Raw genomic sequence first — 19,030 nt, 5'->3', positions numbered from 1 at the left:
TACAAAGGAGAATAAAATGGAACCAAAGTGGTTAACATGGTCAAAAGAATTGCAATCCATTGCACAAAATGGGTTAACGTATACAAAAGATGCTTTTGATAAAGAAAGATTTCAAAGAATTCGCGATATTTCTGTGGAAATTATTCATGAATACACAGACATGGATCAAAAGAAAATAAAAGACCTATTCTGTAATGAAAAAGGCTATCAAACCCCAAAAGTAGATGTAAGAGGTGTTATATATACAGATCATAAAATTTTATTAGTAAGAGAGAAATCCGATGGCAAGTGGTCACTGCCAGGGGGGTGGGCAGATTATAATCTATCCATCAAAGAAAATGTAATGAAAGAAATAGAGGAAGAGGCTGGGTTAGTTGTAAAACCGATCAAACTCATTGCTCTATTAAATAGAAATATGCATAATCAGCCTGTAACGGCATATGGCGTTTACAAGGCATTCGTCCAATGTGAAGTAAAAGAGGGTAGTTTTAAAGCTAACGTAGAAACCGAAGAGAGTGGTTTTTTTGAGATGGATAAATTACCAACATTATCTTCTGGTAGAGTGACAAAAGAACAACTCAAAATGTGTGTAGATTCTATAGTCAACGATGTAAAATATACCCTATTTGATTGAAAGTTCAACCTAAAAGATATTGTATCATCCACACTATTATGTTTTAATTATAATTGACTGATCAAATATGCAAAGGGGACAAGAAATGAATTACAAAAATATTCTAATGGGCGTTCTATTCTACATAGTTGTAAGCGGTATTGAAGAGAGCTTTAGCTTGAAATCATATAGTTTGTTAATCCCATTGACAATTGTCGTTATACTTTTAGTTTCTGTTAAGTTAAAAATGAAAAAGCACAGTGAATAGTTGGTACCCATAGAGCCAGTGGTTATAAAGCCATTGGCTTATTGTCTAACGGATCATATCATTCGTAGGAGGACCAAATGATTAGAAAAGTTAATAGAGGTTATTTAGTAGCTTCAGGCGTATTCTTTTTAGCAGCCATAGCTCAATTTATCGCAAAGGAAACAGTACTAGGGTTTTCGTTTACTGCATTAGGATTTGCCTTTTAGTGTTAGGCATTCAAAATAAAAAACCTACATTAGTCAATTTTGCTCTAGTAGATAAAGATGAAATCTTTTGTGAACTAATAAAAGAGGGTGAAAAGATAAAAGCGATCAAAAGATGTAGAGCGTTGACTAACTGTAGTTTGAAATCAGCAAAGGATTATGTTGATGGCAAATACGAAGGTCGCAAGGTGTTGTAGTGACAAATTTATCGAAATTGTAAGTCGCAGGAGAAAGTTATGGTAATATTAATAAGTGGCGCCAGTTGTACTGGAAAAACATTGTTGTCTCAAAAGATACTGGAGAATCATCATATTTCTTATTACTCTATAGATCACATAAAAATGGGTTTATACCGAGCAGATATAAACTGTGGGTTTACGCCATTAGATGCGGATGAGCATATAGGTGAGAAGCTTTGGCCCATACTGAAAGGGATCATCATGACCGCTATAGAAAACAAGCAAGACTTAGTCATTGAAGGCGCTTACATATTCCCTGAGTATTTAAAAGATTTGTCTCAAGACTATTGCGATCACATACTGCCTGTGTTTATATGCTTTTCAGAATCGTATATTCAGGCAAATTATAATTCTGGCATTATAAAGTACAGACATATTGCAGAATCAAGAGACTATGAAGAAGATCGTCCACAGGAGGTATTTATTCATGATCACACGAATTTGATGAAGAAATGTGAAGCTGCTGAAATAAGCTGTTTTATGATTCAAACACACTACGAAGAAGAAATGGCAAAAGTATATGACTTCATAAGTGACGCACTTGAATCAGCTTGAAATTTCCAAGACGACTTAGGTAATCCTCAACATCTTCGCGAACTTATGAGAAACTTTCCTAATTAAATGTTTTAGAAAGGCAAAAAATCACATGAAAGTATATCTTGAAACAGAAAGATTAATTATTAGAGATCCTATTATAGAGGATTTTAACTCTATATGGAAAATGAGAAGAGATGAGACTGTAACTCAATTTACAGGTGGTGTCACAAAGTTAGCGCGTGATGAAGCTTATGAAAAACACTTAAAGAGATGTGAAAATTTTGATGACACAGCAAAAGAATACGCCGTCGTTTTAAAAGCGACAAACGAGTATATCGGCTATTGTGGTTTTCAGTATTGCAGCATTTTAGACGGATTAGAAATATTGTATGGTTATGATAAGCAATATTGGGGAAATGGTTATGCCGTTGAGGCTGCAAAAGCGATCTTAGAATTTGGATTGAACCAGTTAAATCTTGACGAGGTCTTAGCCGCGGTTAACTATGAAAATGTAGCCTCTGATAAAGTATTAATTAAAATTGGGATGCAATATGCAGGAGATATAGAGTGGCCAGAGCAAGGAATGGTAAAGAAATATCACATTAAGTCATAATTGTCGTTCTATCACATTAGCACAGAAAATAGAGACAACACAATCATTGGAGAAATGGAGGTATGCCAAGTGGAATATTTAGGCTCATGTTTATGCAAATCCGTAAAATTTAAAATAACTGGAGAATTTGAAGATTTTTATTTATGTCATTGTAAATATTGTAGAAAGGATTCGGGGTCAGCACATGCCGCAAATTTATTTTCAACCCATGCAGAGTTAATATGGCTCAAAGGTAAAGAGCATGTGAAAACCTATCAATTGGAAGATACAAATCATGTGAAAGGTTTTTGCAGTATCTGCGGCTCAGCATTACCTAATTTACAAATGGATGGCTCATTGGTCGTTGTCCCGGCAGGAAGTTTAGATAGCAAACTAGATAAAAAACCTGATGGTCATATCTTTATGTCCAACAAAGCAAATTGGGATGAATCTTTAGAAAACGTAGATAAATACGAAAGATTTCCAACAAAAGATAAATAGTCAGTTGAAATGGTGACAGAATCTAAAGAAAGAATTATATAGGTTGCGTTGATTTTAAGTAAGACTTTATTAGAAACGGCATAATGGAGCGATTTTAATGAAAAATTATAAACTGTTTTTTAAGATTATCTTGGCTATTGTGGTTTTAATCGTCTTTTTCGTATTTGGACCCTTTAGCGCATTTCATAATGGAGCAATCGTATTAATTGATGATCAAAATAAAATCATCTTGAAAATTGAGCACACGAACCAGATAAGTATTTCCATTCCAAGTAGAGAGGGCATCCAAATAACAGATCCTGAAATTATAAATCAAGTTAAAGATCTGTTTAACGAAAATGCTTTAATAGAATGTACAGATTGTACACTAGATCGGCCATTGTATATTGCATTTTACAATGATGACAGAGAAATGGGTTTTCTCATTTCCGAAAATAACCTGATCAATATAGATGGCACAAAATATAAATTGAGTGCTGCTGTGTTTGATGAAATCAATAGGTTATATCTTACGTACAAGTATAACTTAACCGTACCGCAGAATTGACAGGAGCATTATTTAGGATAAAAAAATGGTTTACGTACAGACATTGATAAGTGGGGAGAAAATGAAATTATTAGAAATTGTTAATGAGATAGAGGTTGAAAAATACAAGAAGACATTATTAGACATTCGCTTAGATGAAGATGACGTCTATAAGCACTTTGCGTCTGGCATGATAGACTTATTTCCACGTATATTGACTCTAGAAGAGGTAGAACAACAGAATTTTGATTTTAGAGATTTGAATTTAAAAAACGAGCACAAGTACGTTGATTTGTTTTACACCTTGTTCAATATGACTCAGAAGTCCAAGTTAGTTGTTCAAATGGATTATAAGGCTTTAAAAGATTACGAGCATCTAAATATACTGGAAGAACTCGACCGATATGAAAAACATTTATGGGTAAATCAAATGCTACACTTAAATAATGCTGAAGTAACAGATTATTTTTTAGTAGATGATTTCGATTTATTGAAAATGCTTGTTCAAATAAACATCAGAGAGCAAGCCTTTATGCTATTTCATTTTATAGATTTAGAAGTGGTCGTTAGAGGTTCTTTTGACTGTAGTATGTCGATATACAGCAAGAATCGTGAAAGTATCGAAAATCTAAGACCATTAGTAGAGCGTTTTGGCTTACATATAAGAGCGTTTGAAGTTGGTGAAGACACATAGACCTTATTTCAGATAATGACCCTGTAAGAGATGATGTGATTAAAAGTTTGAACAGCTTTCCACAATTTGGACAAATCGTGGTGGAAGATACAATACGCATAGCATAAAGGGGGTAATCTTATTCTCATATTTTTATCGGCTATCGAATGCGAGGTAACGCGGACAAAATTGGAAGAAATGTACCACTTATATAGCAAAGAACTGTTCGCAATATCCAATAGTATTCTCAATGATCCACATGAAGCTGAAGATGTTGTTCAGAGTGCTTTTATTAAGGTAACTCCGTACATTCATAAAAATTTAGATGTAAAGTGCAACAAAACAAGAGGTTTAATTGTTATCATAGTTAAGAATCTTTCTTTTAATGTGTACTCTAGAAGAAAGCTCTATAATATGGCAAATATACAAGAACTAGAAAATGTTTTAGAAGACAATGATGATTTTTCACCTGAATCCGTGGTTTTAAGACTAGACCAAAATAAGGAAATTGCCCAAAAGCTTGCTCTAGTCAAAGAAGAATATGCAGAAATCATGACATTAAAATATGTCCATGAACTTACAAATACTGAAATCAGCGAATTATTGTCAATAACGGAATCCAGTGTGCGCAGTAAATTACATAGAGCAAAAAAAGCGCTTCAAAAAATTCTTGGTGGTGTAGATTATGAAAGAGAATAATCCAAATACGAATAAAGAATTAATGGAAATCTACTACAAAGCCATAGGAGAAGCCTATATTGAAAATCTCATTGGTACTTTAGAAGCGAATAAAGAAACATATCGTACAATAGAAGTGCCAGAATCTCTAGACAAATGGTTTCATGAGTACAATAAGAATTTGGAGAAATCTATAAAAAAGAAAGCTTTTACTCAACGGATGCGAAGGCGTTCATTTCGTGTTGCTCTAATTGTTGCTGCACTAATTACAGTGCTGTCAGTGATCACGTTTTCTGTTGAGTCTATACGAACTCGCGTATTTAACATGTTTATTGAAAACAAAGAAAAATATACGGAGATTCAAGTTATAGATGAAATATCCGCGGATAATTCTATATATGTGCCTCAAATTAATCGTGAAAGTTACTGCTACCCAGAATATCTTCCTAAAGGGTATACTTATAGCCATTTGGATGATCTAAGCAGTATGCTATATCTCTATTATGTCAATGACAATAAAACAATTATTTTTGCTCAATCTGACAGCAACTCATCCAATCAGATTGATACAGAGGGCGCTGAAGTAGCAGAGGTAGATATCAACGGCGTTAAAGGACTCCTCATCCAAAAAGAGGACAGAGTCATGATTGCATGGGTAGATTTTGATAGGATTTTAAATCTGAAAGGTTATGCAAGTAAAGAAGAAATGCTAAAAATAGCAAGAAGTTTGAAAAAAAATAATTAATTTCAAAAAACATGCAACAAAATCCCTCCATAATTTGTTATATATGATGAAAGGAGGGATTTTATATGAACAAAAGATCAAGAATGTCTTCACTGCTTTTGATTGTTATACTACTCAATGCACTGTCTACATCTGTATTTGCAGGAACGGAGTTGAAACAACCACTTGAAGTGACCACTAGGTTTGTGAGTACAAGTTTATTTAATAATAATTTTGCCATATCTTCATCAGGAAAAGCGCAAGCAGCTACCTACATAAACACAGAAGATGCAGACAAAATAGTCATTAACGGTTATCTTCAACAATACAAAGATGGTTCTTGGCAAACCATTAAGTCTTGGTCAAAAACAGAATATGCCCAAATAAACAGCTGGAATAAAAGCTGGTATGTTGTGAAGAACCATTCATATCGATATAAAGTATTTGGATATGTGTACAGAGACAGTATACTCGTCGATAACTTGTATTATATTTCTGACGAAGAGGTATATTAAAACCTGAAAACAGGCAGATGAATTGTGTAATTTCAAACTATAAAAAATGATGATCTCATGTATAGTAGCATTGATTATTGTCATCAAAGGAGAGCAAAATGAAAAGAATATTAGCATTAGTATTGATCACTTTTTTAATGATGAATTCAAGTTTGTTAGCAATAGCAGATACACGTGAAAATAATATTAAAGATTCTATCTATATTGATCTGGAAAAAGCAAGTGGATTAACAATGGATATCATTAACAGTTCAAGTGAAAAAGATATCGATCTCTATTTTGAATCTATTTTCTCGACAAAGGCCTCTATGTGGCGTTCCGAAGAAAAGTATGACGCTCTTGAACGGGTAATTGCACTAAATAATTCTTTTAAATCCCCAGAATACCAAGTCTTCAGCAGATACAGTCAAGAATTTGAATCTGCATCAGTCACTTCTAGATCGGCAATTAATGGTTGTACCTATACCGGTTCTAAAGGGGTTTCATGGGTTAGAGATACGACTTCAAATGGAACACCATTATCGTGGGGAGAACTGATATCTGGTGTTTATACGCTGGAAGTTGACTTTCTACCCTATAACGTCGTAGCCACTTTATATGCATTGTCTACTGATAAGAGCTTTTTCGAAATGGTTAAAAATGCAGGAACAACAGCTACGGCGTCCGCCCTCATTTGTAAAAAAGCAGGGATAAAAGGTGTCATTGGAGGTGGTGTTATCGGGTTTTGTGTCAGCCTCGGCTGGGATTTATTAAGCTTACTGGATCGTAATGCATTGAGAGATATGATGGAAAGTATGGTTCTATCTGATCTAATGCGAGTTGACTTTGTAACAGCAAGTAATATGGTTACAAAATGTTACTCAAAATATACGACCAGCGTAGAATGGATTGATTCTAAACAATGTTTTAAATACTTGAACATCGCTAATCCAACTGGAAAAGCTGGGAATTGGCATGGTGGAGAACCGGGATATTTATATTCATATTAGACGATTGGAGATATCATGAAAGGCAAGAAGTTATTTTTGGCGATTATAATCATGCTGATTGCTATTATTGCAATTGAGTTTTTCATAAATAAAGACATTCTGTTATTTGATAGAAATCAAGAGTATATAGAAAGTAATTTCCAAATAGATGTCAATGATAAATCCTATGACTTAGAACACAAAGAGGGCATCAAAGACATATTAGAAATATATAATGCATATTTGCTACAAATTGTAAAAAAGGAAACAGCTGCTGATGCTCTAGATTTGTATTCATCAACTTTGGCTCAAATACTGAGTACAGAGACTACTAACGTCTCTTTACGTCGTCAAATTGCTGATTTAGTACACGAACACAGCAAACCTTTTCTAATGCGAGATTATTCTAGAAAAGAAATTGAAGTGCATAATGCAAAAGTTAAAATCGCATTTGAGGGTATTATTTCAGAACTTAAAAAGATGGAGTAGAACGCTCTAAAATCATAAATGTTAAAAAACGCTCATGTCCTATTTATTAGATTGTGAGCGTTTTATTTGTAAAGATATGGTAAAAGCATAAACTGTCAGCTTAAAAAAAGAACGTATTGAGTACGAATGCCTAATTTAAATAAGGCTATGGAAGATCTATTTAATTTTTTCTTAATACCCGTTTCTAAATAAGTATTGTATAATGTATAGTATAATATTTTTGAGAATAGAGTGAGAATAACAAAGCATTGAGGAGAAAGTAAATGAAAAAAAAATTGATAACAACTCTGATGATATTGGTTTTACTGTTATGCACATGGGGAGGTTTATTTGCACAAGTCAGTTCAAAATCTAGTGCGGATTCAAAAGACTATTTTAAAACCATTGTGGATATTCAAAACAAAGAGCAGTATTCAAATGGATTATCCATCAGAACGAGTGAAATCCTAGATACATATATCATTGCATCTGCACTCAATTTAGAGTTTGACAGCCATATCCTACTGCCTGACACAGACAAAACACCTCTATATAAAAGTGCAAAAAAATACTTTTCAGCGTATTCGGATCATGAATTCATCCAAAAATGCAAACCATACATTCATGGTGAAGATATAAGTGGCGATGCCATCGGCGTTATTTTGGGCTACTACGGTTTGGACGCAACTGAAGTGGTCAACCAAAAAGTTAGACTGGATAGAATCAATACGATATATAGACAAGATCATTTTAAAGAAGACAAAGCAATTATTGAATTTATCAATGGGTTAGAGTCTTTTTATGCAGATACAGCAGCACATGAATTCTTTGAAAAAAACAGTGTTTTAAAGAACTCATTAGAGACTTATACAATAAAAAAATCTAAAGATGAAAAAGCGTTAAAACTGATTCATGAAATGGCAGCCTATATCGGCGTAAAAAAAGATAACGATTTCAATTATCAAGTTATTCTTACAATTTTTAGACCTTCCATGGCAAGTTTTTTCACTTATACAGAAGGGGATGAAATTCAAGCGATATCTTTCCAATCTCCAAATTCTTTCGATCAAAATCCATATAAATTTGACTATGATACTCTGCTGGAAACATTGATCCATGAATTACTTCACGTGCATATCAATGATACGGTTAAATCTATCGCAGATCAAATGGCTGATGAAGGTGTTGCACTTCCAAAGACACTCATCAATAGTCCTATGTATAAAAACATGCCTTTAAATAGACAATTAGATGAATATTTAGTAAGGGCTATAGAATGCCGAATTTATAAGCAGATATATGGTGAAGTTTATACTTTTTCTCATATTTTAGAAAAGGAAATGAACTTTGGTGGATTTGATCAATTGCTTGACGTATATGAATCATTTTCGAAGTATGAGGTTAATCGAGATCGTTATGACGATATTGAGAGCTTTTTACCTGAAGTTATTCATAATATCGTTGAAAACTTATGATAAAATACGAAGAAGCCAAGATCAAATATTTTGTGATTTGACACAACTAAAAAAAGGCCTTATTTTCTCAATAGAAGATAAGCGCCTTTTTTTTATTGAAATCAGATCAAAAGTGAAAAATTGTCTTCAAATGTCTTGCGCACATTAAGTATATGTTGTTTCATTTTAAACTCTGCCAGTTCAGCATCTTTTGCTTTTTTGACCATCGTCTATAAATTAATCATAAAAAGTTCTATATATCTATTCACTAGACTTAAGAGAATAGGTAAGCAGAACTTTTTTCTATACTTTTCTAATCCTTTTTTAATACCTATTTGTCAATAATTATTCTATAATAGTAGTAAGACAAAATAATCCCAATATCTATTATCTGTATTTGATATGGATTAAAATGAGTCATAAGTGTAAAGGTCGAAGCGTATCAGTAATTACATTCGAGCATTATCCAAAAGAAAGGAGCTCAAATGAAAAAAAAATATAATCAGATAATATTGATGACTTATATTGTCTTATATATGTTGGGCGTAGTTGCATTTATAAAAGGAGCGCCAAGAATTGGTCTGAGTTTTGCCTTAGGCGGTTCAATCATATCCAATTTAAATCATTTTTTAGAAGAGAAGAGAAATTGGATCATAATTGGTAGAGATGCCGTCATATCCATCTTGATCGTCATTCTGATCATTGTCAGATACACGCCATAGAGTCATTAAGTGGCCATAAAATATGATTTAAAACGGAGGCGACAATGATACACACCATAGGAGGCCAAAGAATACTTATAACAGAATCGCTTAAGAAAAGCATAAAAGAAACTGAATCACCTGCCGATCAAGAAATCTATGATCTATTATCAAACTTACACCATCGTAGCCCTACGGTCTTTAGAGAAACTTGCCTAAATTTTGATTTAGATGGAGAAGAAGCACAAGTATATGTCATCGCATTATTAAATGATTACGTTTCAGGTGGAAAGGGGCAGTTTAAAATAGATGATGACCTAAATCACGTTTATTGGTTAGATATCTGGATAAATGGCCAATTATTGATAAGAACCCTCAAATTAAGCGATTATGTCCGTATAAAGATTGATTTAGAAAATGTTGTGAAATTACAAGGACAAGTTGAAGACTTCGTCATTGAATTTAAAAATGGCAATTGTCTGCGATTTAATGAAAATATTATAATGAATTAACGATCACAAAGAGGTTTTTAAAACTGACGTAGATGAAGATATTCCAGAGGGGGAAATGATCAAATGTTTAACATACATAAGTTTTCAAGGTTTTTAGTCCTGCTCGTTATTGGGATCGGACTGAACGCATCGGTTGCATTTGCAAATTCTATGGAGCCGCCTTCATTGCTTATTTTAGTCAATAATCCAACAGATGACATCTCCATTGTGATGGTTTCAAACGAACATCAGCCAAAAGCCCAATTCAAAAGAACGGCATGGGAAGGCTACTTTATTTTCTATTCACAAGATATGCAAACAGATGGTCATTATACGTTTAGAGTGACAACACAAGATAAAACCTTTGAATGCACATTCGATAAGAGGCTAAGACGTTATAACGAAGTGCTCACTTTAGATATTTCTAAGGAAACATTGACCTATGGCAGATATCCATTTCGGTCGGCATTAATTGTATCGCTCCGTGTGATACTCACACTTTTAATTGAAGCCATTGTGTTTTGGTTTTATAAATTTAGAGAAAAAAGAAGCTGGATTGTATTTCTCGTTATTAATCTATTGACCCAAGGCGTTTTAAATATTTGGCTCATTAAGTGGAGTACCCTTTTAGGGGGCTATTTAATCCTATATCAAGTTCATGGTGAATTCTTCGTATTTCTTGCTGAAATAGTTGGATTTAGCTTATTCATTAGAGAAAAAGGGAAGTGGCCTGTAATTAAATATGTTATCGTCGCTAATTTGGTAAGTTTAATTGCTGGAGGATTCTTAATTACCCTTTTACCGGTTTAAAGCGATGAGCGTAAAGCGTTTTTACAAGCGGTGAACTTGTTGCCATTTGAGATCATTTCGCATTAAGTTACTATTTTAATCGTGGGGAAAAATAAATGAAAAAAACGACGCGAGAAGAAACACGCACGCTTTTAGAAAAAGAAATAAAGGATATCACCAGATTGCTCATTTTTTGCATTTTATTAGCTATTCTGTTGTTCATCAATGCCAAGGTCACACTTATATTAACCTTTGCATTAATCCCCATAGAGATTGGAGTCATCTATTCTAAAGTAAATACAATTGCGCGCTATGTGCATACATTTCATAGCGACGATTATGAAGCGTTTAAAAGTGCGCATTCTATAAAAGGAATATCGAGACAAAAATACTATACGTTTTTAAAAAGTGATTTTTACAAACCCACAGAAGTTGATGAAATCATTTTAAAGTATCATATTATTGCAAACAAAAGAAAGGCCATTTTAAGCTTTGCAACATTCTTGCTATTTGCATTTAGTTCAGTTAGATAACAATATCGTAACACAAAGGAGGAATCTATGCGTAAAGTCAATTTAGAAATACTTACTATCGTTTCAATTGTAGCAATCGTATTCATAATTTCATTTTTGTACATATCTGTATTTAGATTTTTATCACCCACACAAATTGAATTTTTAAAATCAGATCATACGGTTGCGGCCATCCTATTTCTGTTGAATCTCTACTTATTAATTAAGACCATAAAAAGTTTTAAAACCCGCAGAAAAGATACGTTAGAGATCGTCATTAAACGCGACATCGTCATCTTAATACTGACCTTATTAATGGTAGTGCTAACAGTAATTGTTTTCTATCTTGCATACCAAAAGCGCAGTCTTGCACTGACATCATTTGGCATAACAGTTCTATTAACCATTATAAATGGTCTTATGACGCACACATCATTGAGCGGAATAAGTGATACCTATATATTTCACGAGGGCAGGCGATTCCCAATTGAAAATATTGAGTCTTATGACATAAGTTCAGTCTATGTGTATGTTACAATCACCAAAACCTTTTTTTTCATGAACACGTTTGAAGTATTACGTTTGTCCATTGAAGATAACGATATAGAGCGATTTGAGCAGATCATGAATGCTCATGACAAGCATCGTGCGTACAATACCGGGCACGATCATACTTGACATCAAAACGAATCCATATACAGTCATTCTAAAGTCAGAAATGAGGTTTGAAATGCACCTAAATTATAATAAGAATCTATCATTAGCTTTTTCAATTATTTTAATTTTAAATTTGATTATGCACAGTATTGCGAGTCTTTTTCTAGGACCCGATATTCCAATTGTAGTAACTCAAGATCAGTTTATCTCATTCTTATGTTTTTCATTAGTGATCGTCTTTTTGACAATTGGGTATATTACCTACGAAAAAAAATCCCTCAATTTATGGGTTGTTTTGAGTTTAACCATTTGTTGCTTTTTGTATTGGAATGTTGAGCTATTTTTAAATACATTGCCGTACAATCGTCCAACTATGTTTGTGAATAGTATTCTGGTGGGCTATTTAGCGCAGACTGCATCGCTGATGTTAATATCAATCAAAGCCTTTATTATTCATAAATCAAATAGAAGCAAATCTATATAGATACACGATTCAACACATCAGACGCAGACTGACAGATCAAAAGCTAAATTAGAGGAGGTTATCATGAGTTTACATAGAAACACATACTGGATCGGTGGTTCGCCATGTAGTGGAAAGAGCACAATAGCTGAAAAACTGGTAAAAGACTTTGGATTTACCTATTACAAATGTGATGATCATCTTGAGCGATATATGAAGCTTGGCGCGACTATGGGTAAACCTACCATTGGCAAAATGGCCACTTTGAGTATCGATGAAACATGGTTAAGACCTGTTGCTGAACAAGTAGAGGACGAATTTAAGTTCTACGAAGAAGCCTTTGAGATCGTTATGAATGACATTGACAAATTACCATCCTCTGCGGGATTAGTTGTGGAGGGTGCTGCTTTGTTGCCACAAAATATGGCATCCATAAAAATCTCAAAAGAAAACTATATTTGCATAGTGCCATCCGCCGAGTTTCAAGTTGAAAAATATAAGGAACGTCCGTGGGTATCGCATTATTTACGCGAATGCAGTGATTCTCAAACTGCATTTTCAAATTGGATGCAGAGAGATATTAGGTTCGCTGAAATTGCCAATCAAACCGCCGCTCAATTGGGTTATAAAGTCACTGTAACAGACGGGAAAAGTAGTATTGATAAAATGTATAAAAACGTGCTCAAGCACTTTAATCTTCAAAAGACATTTACCCAAGGTGATTGATATGAAAATGAAAACAATATTTTTTTTGTTGCTTATGATCATATTATTATCAAGTTGTAGCAATGATGAAGAAATTGCAAAGCTCCAAAAACAACTATCCGAATCAGAAATGAAATACAATGTACTTCAAGAGCAAATAACACAGTCACAAACCGATGCAGTCGTTTCAACTCTCACAGTCTTTGATTGTAGCATTTCTCCTGATTCTAAGCTTGCAAGTATCCTGCTCATGGACAGTCAAACAGGAGATAGAACGGCATTTCTATATGATCTTGATCAAAAGACAGAACAAACAATTGCAAATGGGGCGCTATGTGAAACGTACTGGTCACCTGACAGTCGATACTATATTTTAGATAGCGGCACATTTGTCAGTAGAATTGGCACTTTATATGCGACCGATTCCATAACCCCTATAAAATCTTTTGAATACGACAACCAGTTGTTTTGGCTTGACTCTGATCAAATCGTCTATCCCAAGGAAAATGAAGCAATTACTTTAGATGCGATTGTTGATCCTCAATATACCACTGACATTGTTATTCAAAATGTGTTTACAGAGGAAACTGAAGTCATCTTAAGGGGAACTGACCAATATCTTTTTTCTGTAAAAAACATTGATGATGGCAAAATTAATTGCATTAAAAAATACATTGGCCAAGACGTTAAGGATAAAGAAGATGAAAATATTGTCTATAGTATGCCCTCGCAAGATCAAGCGATATCAAGTGATCCAGAAACCGCAGTTTTAAACTCTAAAGCGAGTACATCCGAAAACAAAAAAGTATCTTCAGAACACTTGATAAAATTGCGAGAAGGCAATTTTGATATCGAGTTGTTTTCAGATTATCATATTGAAGCTGACGAGGGCATTCTAATGCTCGGCAAACCCGCATATGGCCCTATCTGTTTATTAAATAGATTTGCAATCCATAATAGTGATCAGCTTAGAATTTTAAATAAAGAAAACGATTATCTCACACGCATTTCTATTGAGGGTGTCGTACCCACATGGACTCTTGAATCACCAGGTGAAGCAGGGGCAAGTTCCATTGAGCCCTCTGAAATGTATATAGTCAAAGAGGCTACTGTTTTCATAACGCCTGAACACAACAGCATTGCTGTCAATCACTTTCAAGTTGGAAAGGCCGTGAAGGTTCGTGATGCTTATGAAGATTGGTTTTATATTGAGGCGAATAAACCAATAGATGCTAATCGACTTGATAAGGGGTGGGTCAAAAAATCTAATTTGGGCTTCTATGAAGATTTAAAAAGCAATATTGGCGTTGAAGTTTTAATAAAACCAGAATTCGAACCAGAGTGGGCTCAAAATTTTCCTAACGGTTTATGGGGCGAAATACTTTCTGAGACAGAAGATTCATATTTTTTAGGTTTATATGGCACCGGCGAGATAGAGATCGAGAAGGAAAATGTAGAACCCTTTAGTAAAGCTGATTAACTAAAAGAAAGGTGGTTAGATCTAATGAATTTAGAAAACGATTTTAAAAAATATATTCTTGAGCTCGGTGCAGACCAAGTGGGCTTTGCAGATTTATCGGAAATTCCAGGTGAACATCGCCAGCACTTAAACTATGGTATAAGTATTGCGAAGGCAATTGATCCTGAAATTGTGCGTTATATAGCAAGCGGTCCAAATCAGAACTACTATAAAGAGTACAAGCGATTAAATGCTGAATTAGATCAAATTGCATTGCAGGTATCTGAAAAAATTAAAGCTATGGGCTATGAGGCTATAGCGAAGACAACGACCACTGTCGCTTCCAACGAAAGTCTACGCACTGATTTACCGCATAAAACAGTGGCCACAAGAGCAGGGATGGGCTGGATCGGTAAATGTGCATTGCTTATAACAAAAGATTATGGTTCAGCGGTGCGTTTAACCTCCGTTCTTACGAACTTAAAATTATCGACTGCAACCCCGATAAATGAATCCAAGTGCGGCAATTGCACATTGTGTACAGATGTATGTGAAGGGAAAGCGGTTAAGGGGATTAACTGGCATTTAGGGATGGAACGAGAAGCCTACTATGACGCCAAAGCCTGTCGAAAAGAAGCTAGAAAAAAATGTGATCTTGAAAATATCGAATCCACCATATGCGGTCAATGTATCAACATCTGCCCTTACACAAGAAGATATATCAAAATTTGAAAATAGCAATTTCTAATTGAAATCAGGGGGGAAAATGAAGAAAACAATTGCAGCCGTTATCGTTGTCATTATTGCAGGGATAATATTATACACCAATTTAGAATCGCGTTTATGTATAAAAGCTACTTTAGGCATGGAAATGTCTCTTGATGAAATATCAAATTCCAAACTTTATCAAAAATACTTAGAACTCGATTTAGAAGATACACGAGCTCAACTTGAAACAAAATTAGGCAAAAAAGGCACTGTAGATGACTGGGGGTTATTTTCAGTTTGGAACTTTCCCTACGGTACCATTAAAGTTGTCCTAAAAGAGGATAAAGCCGTTTACAAAATGATCGTCATGTCCATACAAGAATCCCCTCATATTATCGAAAATGAGTCCACCATCAAAATGAACGGTTATACGACATTTGAAGAGGTGATGGATGCGCTTGGAACATCTATAGAATTTGGCAAGTCCTATTATGATGAAAACTCTAAAGCAATTAGTACCAGTTATCTTTGGAAACTCACTTCTGGGAAAACACTCAAAATCAGTTTCACCGAAGGCACTATTGACGACATATCTTATTTGGGTTGGTAAACAAGAACCGTTATAATATCTCTGGAGTTCTATTAGATGACTTGTGAGCCATTTTGGTTAAAAATAATCTTTCATTATTTTAATATTTTTGGTTTTAGTGTATAATCTAGAGGTTATGTGCTCTTTTTCACATTCAATCAATAGTAAATTCCCAGGAGGGCAATCGTGGTATTTTCAAACTTGTTCTTTTTATTTGCATTCTTACCAGTATGTCTTGTATTTTATTACTTGATGCCTAAGCAAAAGTTAAAGGATGTTGTACTCGTTATTTTTTCATTGTTTTTTTACGCTTGGGGTGAGCCCATTTGGGTGTCTCTTTTAATTTTAAGTGCTACAGTTGATTACATACATGGCCGCGTCATAGAAAATACCAATAAACAATGGCAAAAAAGATTGGTACTCCTCTCATCACTTGTAATTAATTTAGGCCTTCTCAGTATATTTAAATACAGTGCTTTTTTCACTCAATCGCTAAATGCTGTTTTTAATCTCAACTATATAGCACCTTCATTTAGCTTGCCCATAGGCATATCTTTCTATACATTTCAAACGCTTTCTTACACAGTAGACGTCTACAGAGGTGAGGTAAAAGCACAGAAGAGCTTTTTAAGTTTTTTACTGTTCGTATCACTTTTCCACCAACTTGTGGCTGGTCCCATTGTCCGCTATAAAGATATTGCCAAAGAAATTGAAGTTCGCGTTTTATCATGGGAAAGATTCAACAAGGGTGTGCTAAGGTTTATTATAGGCCTTGGTAAGAAAGTGATCATCGCTAACACTGCAGGGGATTTGGCCAGAGTGTACTTGGATCAGTCCTTTTCAAATCTCACCGTGATGGGGTCTTGGCTTGGCATCTTATTGTTTGCCATTCAAATTTACTTTGATTTTTCAGGCTATTCAGATATGGCCATAGGGCTGGGGCACATGTTTGGATTTACTTATAAAGAAAACTTTAATTATCCTTATGTCTCTCGATCTGCAACGGAGTTTTGGAGGCGTTGGCATATATCACTGGGTTCATTTTTTAGAGACTATGTCTATATTCCCATGGGCGGCAACCGAAAAAGACGTTTATTTAATCTTGCAACAGTGTGGTTTTTAACAGGACTTTGGCATGGTGCGAGTTGGAATTTCGTTTTATGGGGCCTTTATTATGGTGTTCTTATCGTCCTAGAGAAACAATTTTTGCTTAGAATACTGGATAGAATTCCCCGATTTATAAATCATATTTACCTAATAGGTGCTGTTTTATTGGGTTGGGTGCTTTTCTATTATACAGATCTGAGCCAAGGCCTCGCCTATATGAAAACCATGCTTGGTATGAGCGGTGTAGAGCTCTTTCAAGCTACTGATCTCCTTCGAATTAAATCCAATGCAGCATTTCTTTTGCTTGCGATTATCTTCTGTATGCCAATTTCTAAACACTTGTATGAAAAAGCTCAGCATAAGTTAAGTACTTCTAGTTTTATACCGTTATTGTTGAGTGATGTGTTAAAAGGCGTTTTTGTTTTAGCAGTTTTGACGATTTCCACGGCACTTATCCTTGGACAGTCTTATAATCCCTTTATCTATTTTAGATTTTAGGGGTTAGATTTTAATGGCCTGTGCTGGCGTTGTCTTTATAAACTTAAGTCTTTTGAAAGGAATTCCAATGAAAAGATTTTATTTTCCAGCTCTATTTTTCTTAATATTTATCCTTGTTTTTAATATCATGAGTTTTTCAAACAATGGTGCTCTAATGCTCAATGCGATAAATAGCAGATCGAGTCTTTGGGATTCCATTGCAGATCGTTCATTGTTTGATGATATTGAAACCATCTACTCTGATGATTTCCCTTGGCGAACTTCGTTTTTATCTCTGTCTGCCCAAATGGATTCATTAAAGGGCTTTTCAAATAAAATGTCCATTATAGATACAGAGGGGATCAATGTTGCTTCAGATTGGAAACAACAAACGAACACCCATAACGATTCGGTTTCCGAAAATGCTTCTAAGCAAATGCCAGAATCAGATGGTGTAGAGGAAGATCTTGTGAACACAGTTGAGATGGGCTCTGTGCTCATTATGGATAACACAGCTTATGAGCTCAACATTTATAATCCAGATGCCATATCCCTTTATGCTCAAACACTTAATGCATTTAAAAGCAAATTACCCGAAACGGTTGCCGTGGATGCCATGTTAGTGCCAACACAAATAGAGTTTCTAGATGATCCAGAAGTAAAGGCACTCACGTATTCCCAGTCTGAAACCATCAACGAAGCCTATAAGCAACTTGTGAATGTCAATCCGATAGATGTTCTAGAGACTTTAAATGACCATGCCAATGAATATATCTACTTTCGAACGGACCACCATTGGACTCAGCTTGGCGCTTTTTATGCCTATGAAATTTATAAAAAAGCATTAAAAAGTGAATCAGATACTGAGTTGGCACTGGAACCTTATCAGACAGACGTGCACTATGAATTATCGAATTACCTTGGCAGTTTATATAGAGTCACTCAAAGTGAAGTTCTGAGGTCTACGCCAGATATTGTAAATGTCAATGTGCCTAAATCGGCACAATCTGCTGTTTTCTATTTTGGCAGTGACCTGATAGGAGAACCCAATCCTGTGGTAAGTGAGCTCTACAGTACACCTGAAGATGAGTACGCTGTTTTTTTAAAAGGAGATCACGCTCTGATTCAAATCGTCAGTAAAGATGCTTGTTCTAACGATAAATTGCTCGTGATTAAAGACTCTTACGCAAATGCTTTTATCCCTTATTTAACAGCCGACTTTAAAGACATCTATGTGATTGATCCTAGACTTTGGGAGGGCAATCTAATTGATTTTGTTCGTGAGCAAAAGGTAGACCGGGTGCTGTTCCTCAACTATGCTCTTATTAACAGATTCAACGGCTATAATGAATTGCTTGGTGAGATCTTTAATTAGCTCAAAGGGCTCTATATGGACATGTGTAATAGGTGGCA

At 34.7% G+C, this 19,030-nt stretch carries 26 protein-coding genes; all 26 read left to right on the top strand.

Features of this window, described 5'->3' with window-relative positions; translation table 11 throughout:
- Nucleotides 1–16 precede the first annotated feature (16 nt).
- The 26 genes from ISU02_RS02755 (at nt 17) to ISU02_RS02635 (ending at nt 18,992) form a co-directional block, all read left to right on the top strand.
- On the top strand, nt 17–634 hold the full coding sequence (locus tag ISU02_RS02755) for an NUDIX hydrolase (protein WP_194700241.1): 618 nt from the start codon (nt 17–19) through the stop codon (nt 632–634).
- Between the two features lie 85 nt (nt 635–719).
- Nucleotides 720–881: a hypothetical protein gene (locus ISU02_RS02750; RefSeq protein ID WP_194700240.1), complete on the top strand. Its 162-nt coding sequence runs from the start codon at nt 720–722 to the stop codon at nt 879–881.
- 77 nt (nt 882–958) lie between these two features.
- Entirely contained in the window at nt 959–1,087 is a 129-nt protein-coding gene (locus ISU02_RS24090) for a hypothetical protein (protein ID WP_267459411.1), read from the top strand.
- Nucleotides 1,087–1,281, top strand: coding sequence for a hypothetical protein (locus ISU02_RS23715; RefSeq protein ID WP_207736153.1), 195 nt, complete (start codon nt 1,087–1,089; stop codon nt 1,279–1,281). Before ISU02_RS24090 ends, ISU02_RS23715 begins: the two co-directional genes overlap by 1 nt.
- Nucleotides 1,282–1,287: 6 nt before the next feature.
- Nucleotides 1,288–1,878 (top strand): zeta toxin family protein, encoded by a 591-nt coding sequence (locus ISU02_RS02740; RefSeq protein WP_323985003.1) that lies wholly within the window; start codon nt 1,288–1,290, stop codon nt 1,876–1,878.
- 91 nt (nt 1,879–1,969) lie between these two features.
- Complete coding sequence (locus ISU02_RS02735) at nt 1,970–2,473, top strand: GNAT family N-acetyltransferase (protein WP_194700238.1); 504 nt, start codon at nt 1,970–1,972, stop codon at nt 2,471–2,473.
- A 69-nt stretch (nt 2,474–2,542) separates the two neighbouring features.
- Nucleotides 2,543–2,953: a GFA family protein gene (locus tag ISU02_RS02730; RefSeq protein ID WP_194700237.1), complete on the top strand. Its 411-nt coding sequence runs from the start codon at nt 2,543–2,545 to the stop codon at nt 2,951–2,953.
- A gap of 97 nt (nt 2,954–3,050) precedes the next feature.
- Nucleotides 3,051–3,500 (top strand): hypothetical protein, encoded by a 450-nt coding sequence (locus ISU02_RS02725; RefSeq protein WP_194700236.1) that lies wholly within the window; start codon nt 3,051–3,053, stop codon nt 3,498–3,500.
- A 61-nt stretch (nt 3,501–3,561) separates the two neighbouring features.
- Entirely contained in the window at nt 3,562–4,173 is a 612-nt protein-coding gene (locus ISU02_RS02720) for a hypothetical protein (protein WP_194700235.1), read from the top strand.
- Between the two features lie 177 nt (nt 4,174–4,350).
- On the top strand, nt 4,351–4,851 hold the full coding sequence (locus ISU02_RS02715) for an RNA polymerase sigma factor (protein ID WP_194700234.1): 501 nt from the start codon (nt 4,351–4,353) through the stop codon (nt 4,849–4,851).
- A complete protein-coding gene (locus tag ISU02_RS02710) occupies nt 4,838–5,575 on the top strand; it encodes a DUF4367 domain-containing protein (protein ID WP_194700233.1) in 738 nt (245 codons plus the stop codon). The genes ISU02_RS02715 and ISU02_RS02710 overlap by 14 nt, the downstream gene beginning before the upstream one ends.
- 65 nt (nt 5,576–5,640) lie before the next feature.
- Nucleotides 5,641–6,069: a hypothetical protein gene (locus tag ISU02_RS02705; RefSeq protein ID WP_194700232.1), complete on the top strand. Its 429-nt coding sequence runs from the start codon at nt 5,641–5,643 to the stop codon at nt 6,067–6,069.
- 98 nt (nt 6,070–6,167) lie between these two features.
- Nucleotides 6,168–7,058, top strand: a complete 891-nt coding sequence (locus tag ISU02_RS02700; protein ID WP_194700231.1) for a hypothetical protein — start codon at nt 6,168–6,170, stop codon at nt 7,056–7,058.
- Nucleotides 7,059–7,073: 15 nt separating this feature from the next.
- Nucleotides 7,074–7,526 (top strand): hypothetical protein, encoded by a 453-nt coding sequence (locus ISU02_RS02695; protein WP_194700230.1) that lies wholly within the window; start codon nt 7,074–7,076, stop codon nt 7,524–7,526.
- Between the two features lie 263 nt (nt 7,527–7,789).
- The gene (locus ISU02_RS02690; protein WP_194700229.1) at nt 7,790–8,980 is read left to right on the top strand and encodes a DUF4932 domain-containing protein; all 1,191 of its coding nucleotides are present in this window, start codon (nt 7,790–7,792) and stop codon (nt 8,978–8,980) included.
- A 464-nt stretch (nt 8,981–9,444) separates the two neighbouring features.
- Nucleotides 9,445–9,681: a hypothetical protein gene (locus tag ISU02_RS02685; RefSeq protein ID WP_194700228.1), complete on the top strand. Its 237-nt coding sequence runs from the start codon at nt 9,445–9,447 to the stop codon at nt 9,679–9,681.
- 44 nt (nt 9,682–9,725) lie between these two features.
- Nucleotides 9,726–10,172 carry a hypothetical protein gene (locus ISU02_RS02680; RefSeq protein ID WP_194700227.1) on the top strand — a complete coding sequence of 149 codons (447 nt, stop codon included), beginning with the start codon at nt 9,726–9,728 and terminating at the stop codon, nt 10,170–10,172.
- 63 nt (nt 10,173–10,235) lie between these two features.
- On the top strand, nt 10,236–10,961 hold the full coding sequence (locus ISU02_RS02675; protein WP_207736151.1) for a hypothetical protein: 726 nt from the start codon (nt 10,236–10,238) through the stop codon (nt 10,959–10,961).
- 95 nt (nt 10,962–11,056) lie between these two features.
- Nucleotides 11,057–11,473, top strand: coding sequence for a hypothetical protein (locus ISU02_RS02670; protein ID WP_194700226.1), 417 nt, complete (start codon nt 11,057–11,059; stop codon nt 11,471–11,473).
- 27 nt (nt 11,474–11,500) lie between these two features.
- Nucleotides 11,501–12,130 (top strand): hypothetical protein, encoded by a 630-nt coding sequence (locus ISU02_RS02665; protein ID WP_194700225.1) that lies wholly within the window; start codon nt 11,501–11,503, stop codon nt 12,128–12,130.
- A gap of 526 nt (nt 12,131–12,656) precedes the next feature.
- Nucleotides 12,657–13,298, top strand: coding sequence for a hypothetical protein (locus tag ISU02_RS02660; protein WP_194700224.1), 642 nt, complete (start codon nt 12,657–12,659; stop codon nt 13,296–13,298).
- Between the two features lies 1 nt (nt 13,299).
- Nucleotides 13,300–14,757 carry a hypothetical protein gene (locus ISU02_RS02655; RefSeq protein ID WP_207736150.1) on the top strand — a complete coding sequence of 486 codons (1,458 nt, stop codon included), beginning with the start codon at nt 13,300–13,302 and terminating at the stop codon, nt 14,755–14,757.
- 24 nt (nt 14,758–14,781) lie between these two features.
- Nucleotides 14,782–15,468: an epoxyqueuosine reductase gene (locus ISU02_RS02650; protein WP_194700222.1), complete on the top strand. Its 687-nt coding sequence runs from the start codon at nt 14,782–14,784 to the stop codon at nt 15,466–15,468.
- Nucleotides 15,469–15,502: 34 nt separating this feature from the next.
- Nucleotides 15,503–16,054 (top strand): hypothetical protein, encoded by a 552-nt coding sequence (locus ISU02_RS02645; protein ID WP_194700221.1) that lies wholly within the window; start codon nt 15,503–15,505, stop codon nt 16,052–16,054.
- Nucleotides 16,055–16,219: 165 nt separating this feature from the next.
- Nucleotides 16,220–17,638: an MBOAT family O-acyltransferase gene (locus ISU02_RS02640; protein WP_194700220.1), complete on the top strand. Its 1,419-nt coding sequence runs from the start codon at nt 16,220–16,222 to the stop codon at nt 17,636–17,638.
- Between the two features lie 67 nt (nt 17,639–17,705).
- Nucleotides 17,706–18,992 (top strand): DHHW family protein, encoded by a 1,287-nt coding sequence (locus ISU02_RS02635; protein ID WP_194700219.1) that lies wholly within the window; start codon nt 17,706–17,708, stop codon nt 18,990–18,992.
- Nucleotides 18,993–19,030: the final 38 nt, after the last annotated feature.

Origin of the sequence: Fusibacter ferrireducens (assembly GCF_015352425.1) — a bacterium.
Taxonomy (GTDB): Bacteria; Bacillota; Clostridia; order Peptostreptococcales; family Acidaminobacteraceae; genus Fusibacter_A; species Fusibacter_A ferrireducens.
This window is presented reverse-complemented; position numbering and strand designations above follow the sequence as displayed.

Bases quoted from the DNA above. Each gene is read 5' to 3' on its own strand.
- ISU02_RS02650 (WP_194700222.1), top strand. From the start codon at position 14,782: ATGAATTTAGAAAACGATTTTAAAAAATATATTCTTGAGCTCGGTGCA.
- ISU02_RS02670 (WP_194700226.1), top strand. From the start codon at position 11,057: ATGAAAAAAACGACGCGAGAAGAAACACGCACGCTTTTAGAAAAAGAA.
- ISU02_RS02705 (WP_194700232.1), top strand. From the start codon at position 5,641: ATGAACAAAAGATCAAGAATGTCTTCACTGCTTTTGATTGTTATACTA.
- ISU02_RS02720 (WP_194700235.1), top strand. From the start codon at position 3,562: ATGAAATTATTAGAAATTGTTAATGAGATAGAGGTTGAAAAATACAAG.
- ISU02_RS02725 (WP_194700236.1), top strand. From the start codon at position 3,051: ATGAAAAATTATAAACTGTTTTTTAAGATTATCTTGGCTATTGTGGTT.
- ISU02_RS02665 (WP_194700225.1), top strand. From the start codon at position 11,501: ATGCGTAAAGTCAATTTAGAAATACTTACTATCGTTTCAATTGTAGCA.
- ISU02_RS02755 (WP_194700241.1), top strand. From the start codon at position 17: ATGGAACCAAAGTGGTTAACATGGTCAAAAGAATTGCAATCCATTGCA.
- ISU02_RS02710 (WP_194700233.1), top strand. From the start codon at position 4,838: ATGAAAGAGAATAATCCAAATACGAATAAAGAATTAATGGAAATCTAC.
- ISU02_RS02700 (WP_194700231.1), top strand. From the start codon at position 6,168: ATGAAAAGAATATTAGCATTAGTATTGATCACTTTTTTAATGATGAAT.
- ISU02_RS02645 (WP_194700221.1), top strand. From the start codon at position 15,503: ATGAAGAAAACAATTGCAGCCGTTATCGTTGTCATTATTGCAGGGATA.
- ISU02_RS02685 (WP_194700228.1), top strand. From the start codon at position 9,445: ATGAAAAAAAAATATAATCAGATAATATTGATGACTTATATTGTCTTA.
- ISU02_RS02695 (WP_194700230.1), top strand. From the start codon at position 7,074: ATGAAAGGCAAGAAGTTATTTTTGGCGATTATAATCATGCTGATTGCT.
- ISU02_RS02680 (WP_194700227.1), top strand. From the start codon at position 9,726: ATGATACACACCATAGGAGGCCAAAGAATACTTATAACAGAATCGCTT.
- ISU02_RS02635 (WP_194700219.1), top strand. From the start codon at position 17,706: ATGAAAAGATTTTATTTTCCAGCTCTATTTTTCTTAATATTTATCCTT.
- ISU02_RS02715 (WP_194700234.1), top strand. From the start codon at position 4,351: ATGTACCACTTATATAGCAAAGAACTGTTCGCAATATCCAATAGTATT.
- ISU02_RS02655 (WP_207736150.1), top strand. From the start codon at position 13,300: ATGAAAATGAAAACAATATTTTTTTTGTTGCTTATGATCATATTATTA.
- ISU02_RS02735 (WP_194700238.1), top strand. From the start codon at position 1,970: ATGAAAGTATATCTTGAAACAGAAAGATTAATTATTAGAGATCCTATT.
- ISU02_RS02675 (WP_207736151.1), top strand. From the start codon at position 10,236: ATGTTTAACATACATAAGTTTTCAAGGTTTTTAGTCCTGCTCGTTATT.
- ISU02_RS02750 (WP_194700240.1), top strand. From the start codon at position 720: ATGAATTACAAAAATATTCTAATGGGCGTTCTATTCTACATAGTTGTA.
- ISU02_RS02690 (WP_194700229.1), top strand. From the start codon at position 7,790: ATGAAAAAAAAATTGATAACAACTCTGATGATATTGGTTTTACTGTTA.
- ISU02_RS24090 (WP_267459411.1), top strand. From the start codon at position 959: ATGATTAGAAAAGTTAATAGAGGTTATTTAGTAGCTTCAGGCGTATTC.
- ISU02_RS02660 (WP_194700224.1), top strand. From the start codon at position 12,657: ATGAGTTTACATAGAAACACATACTGGATCGGTGGTTCGCCATGTAGT.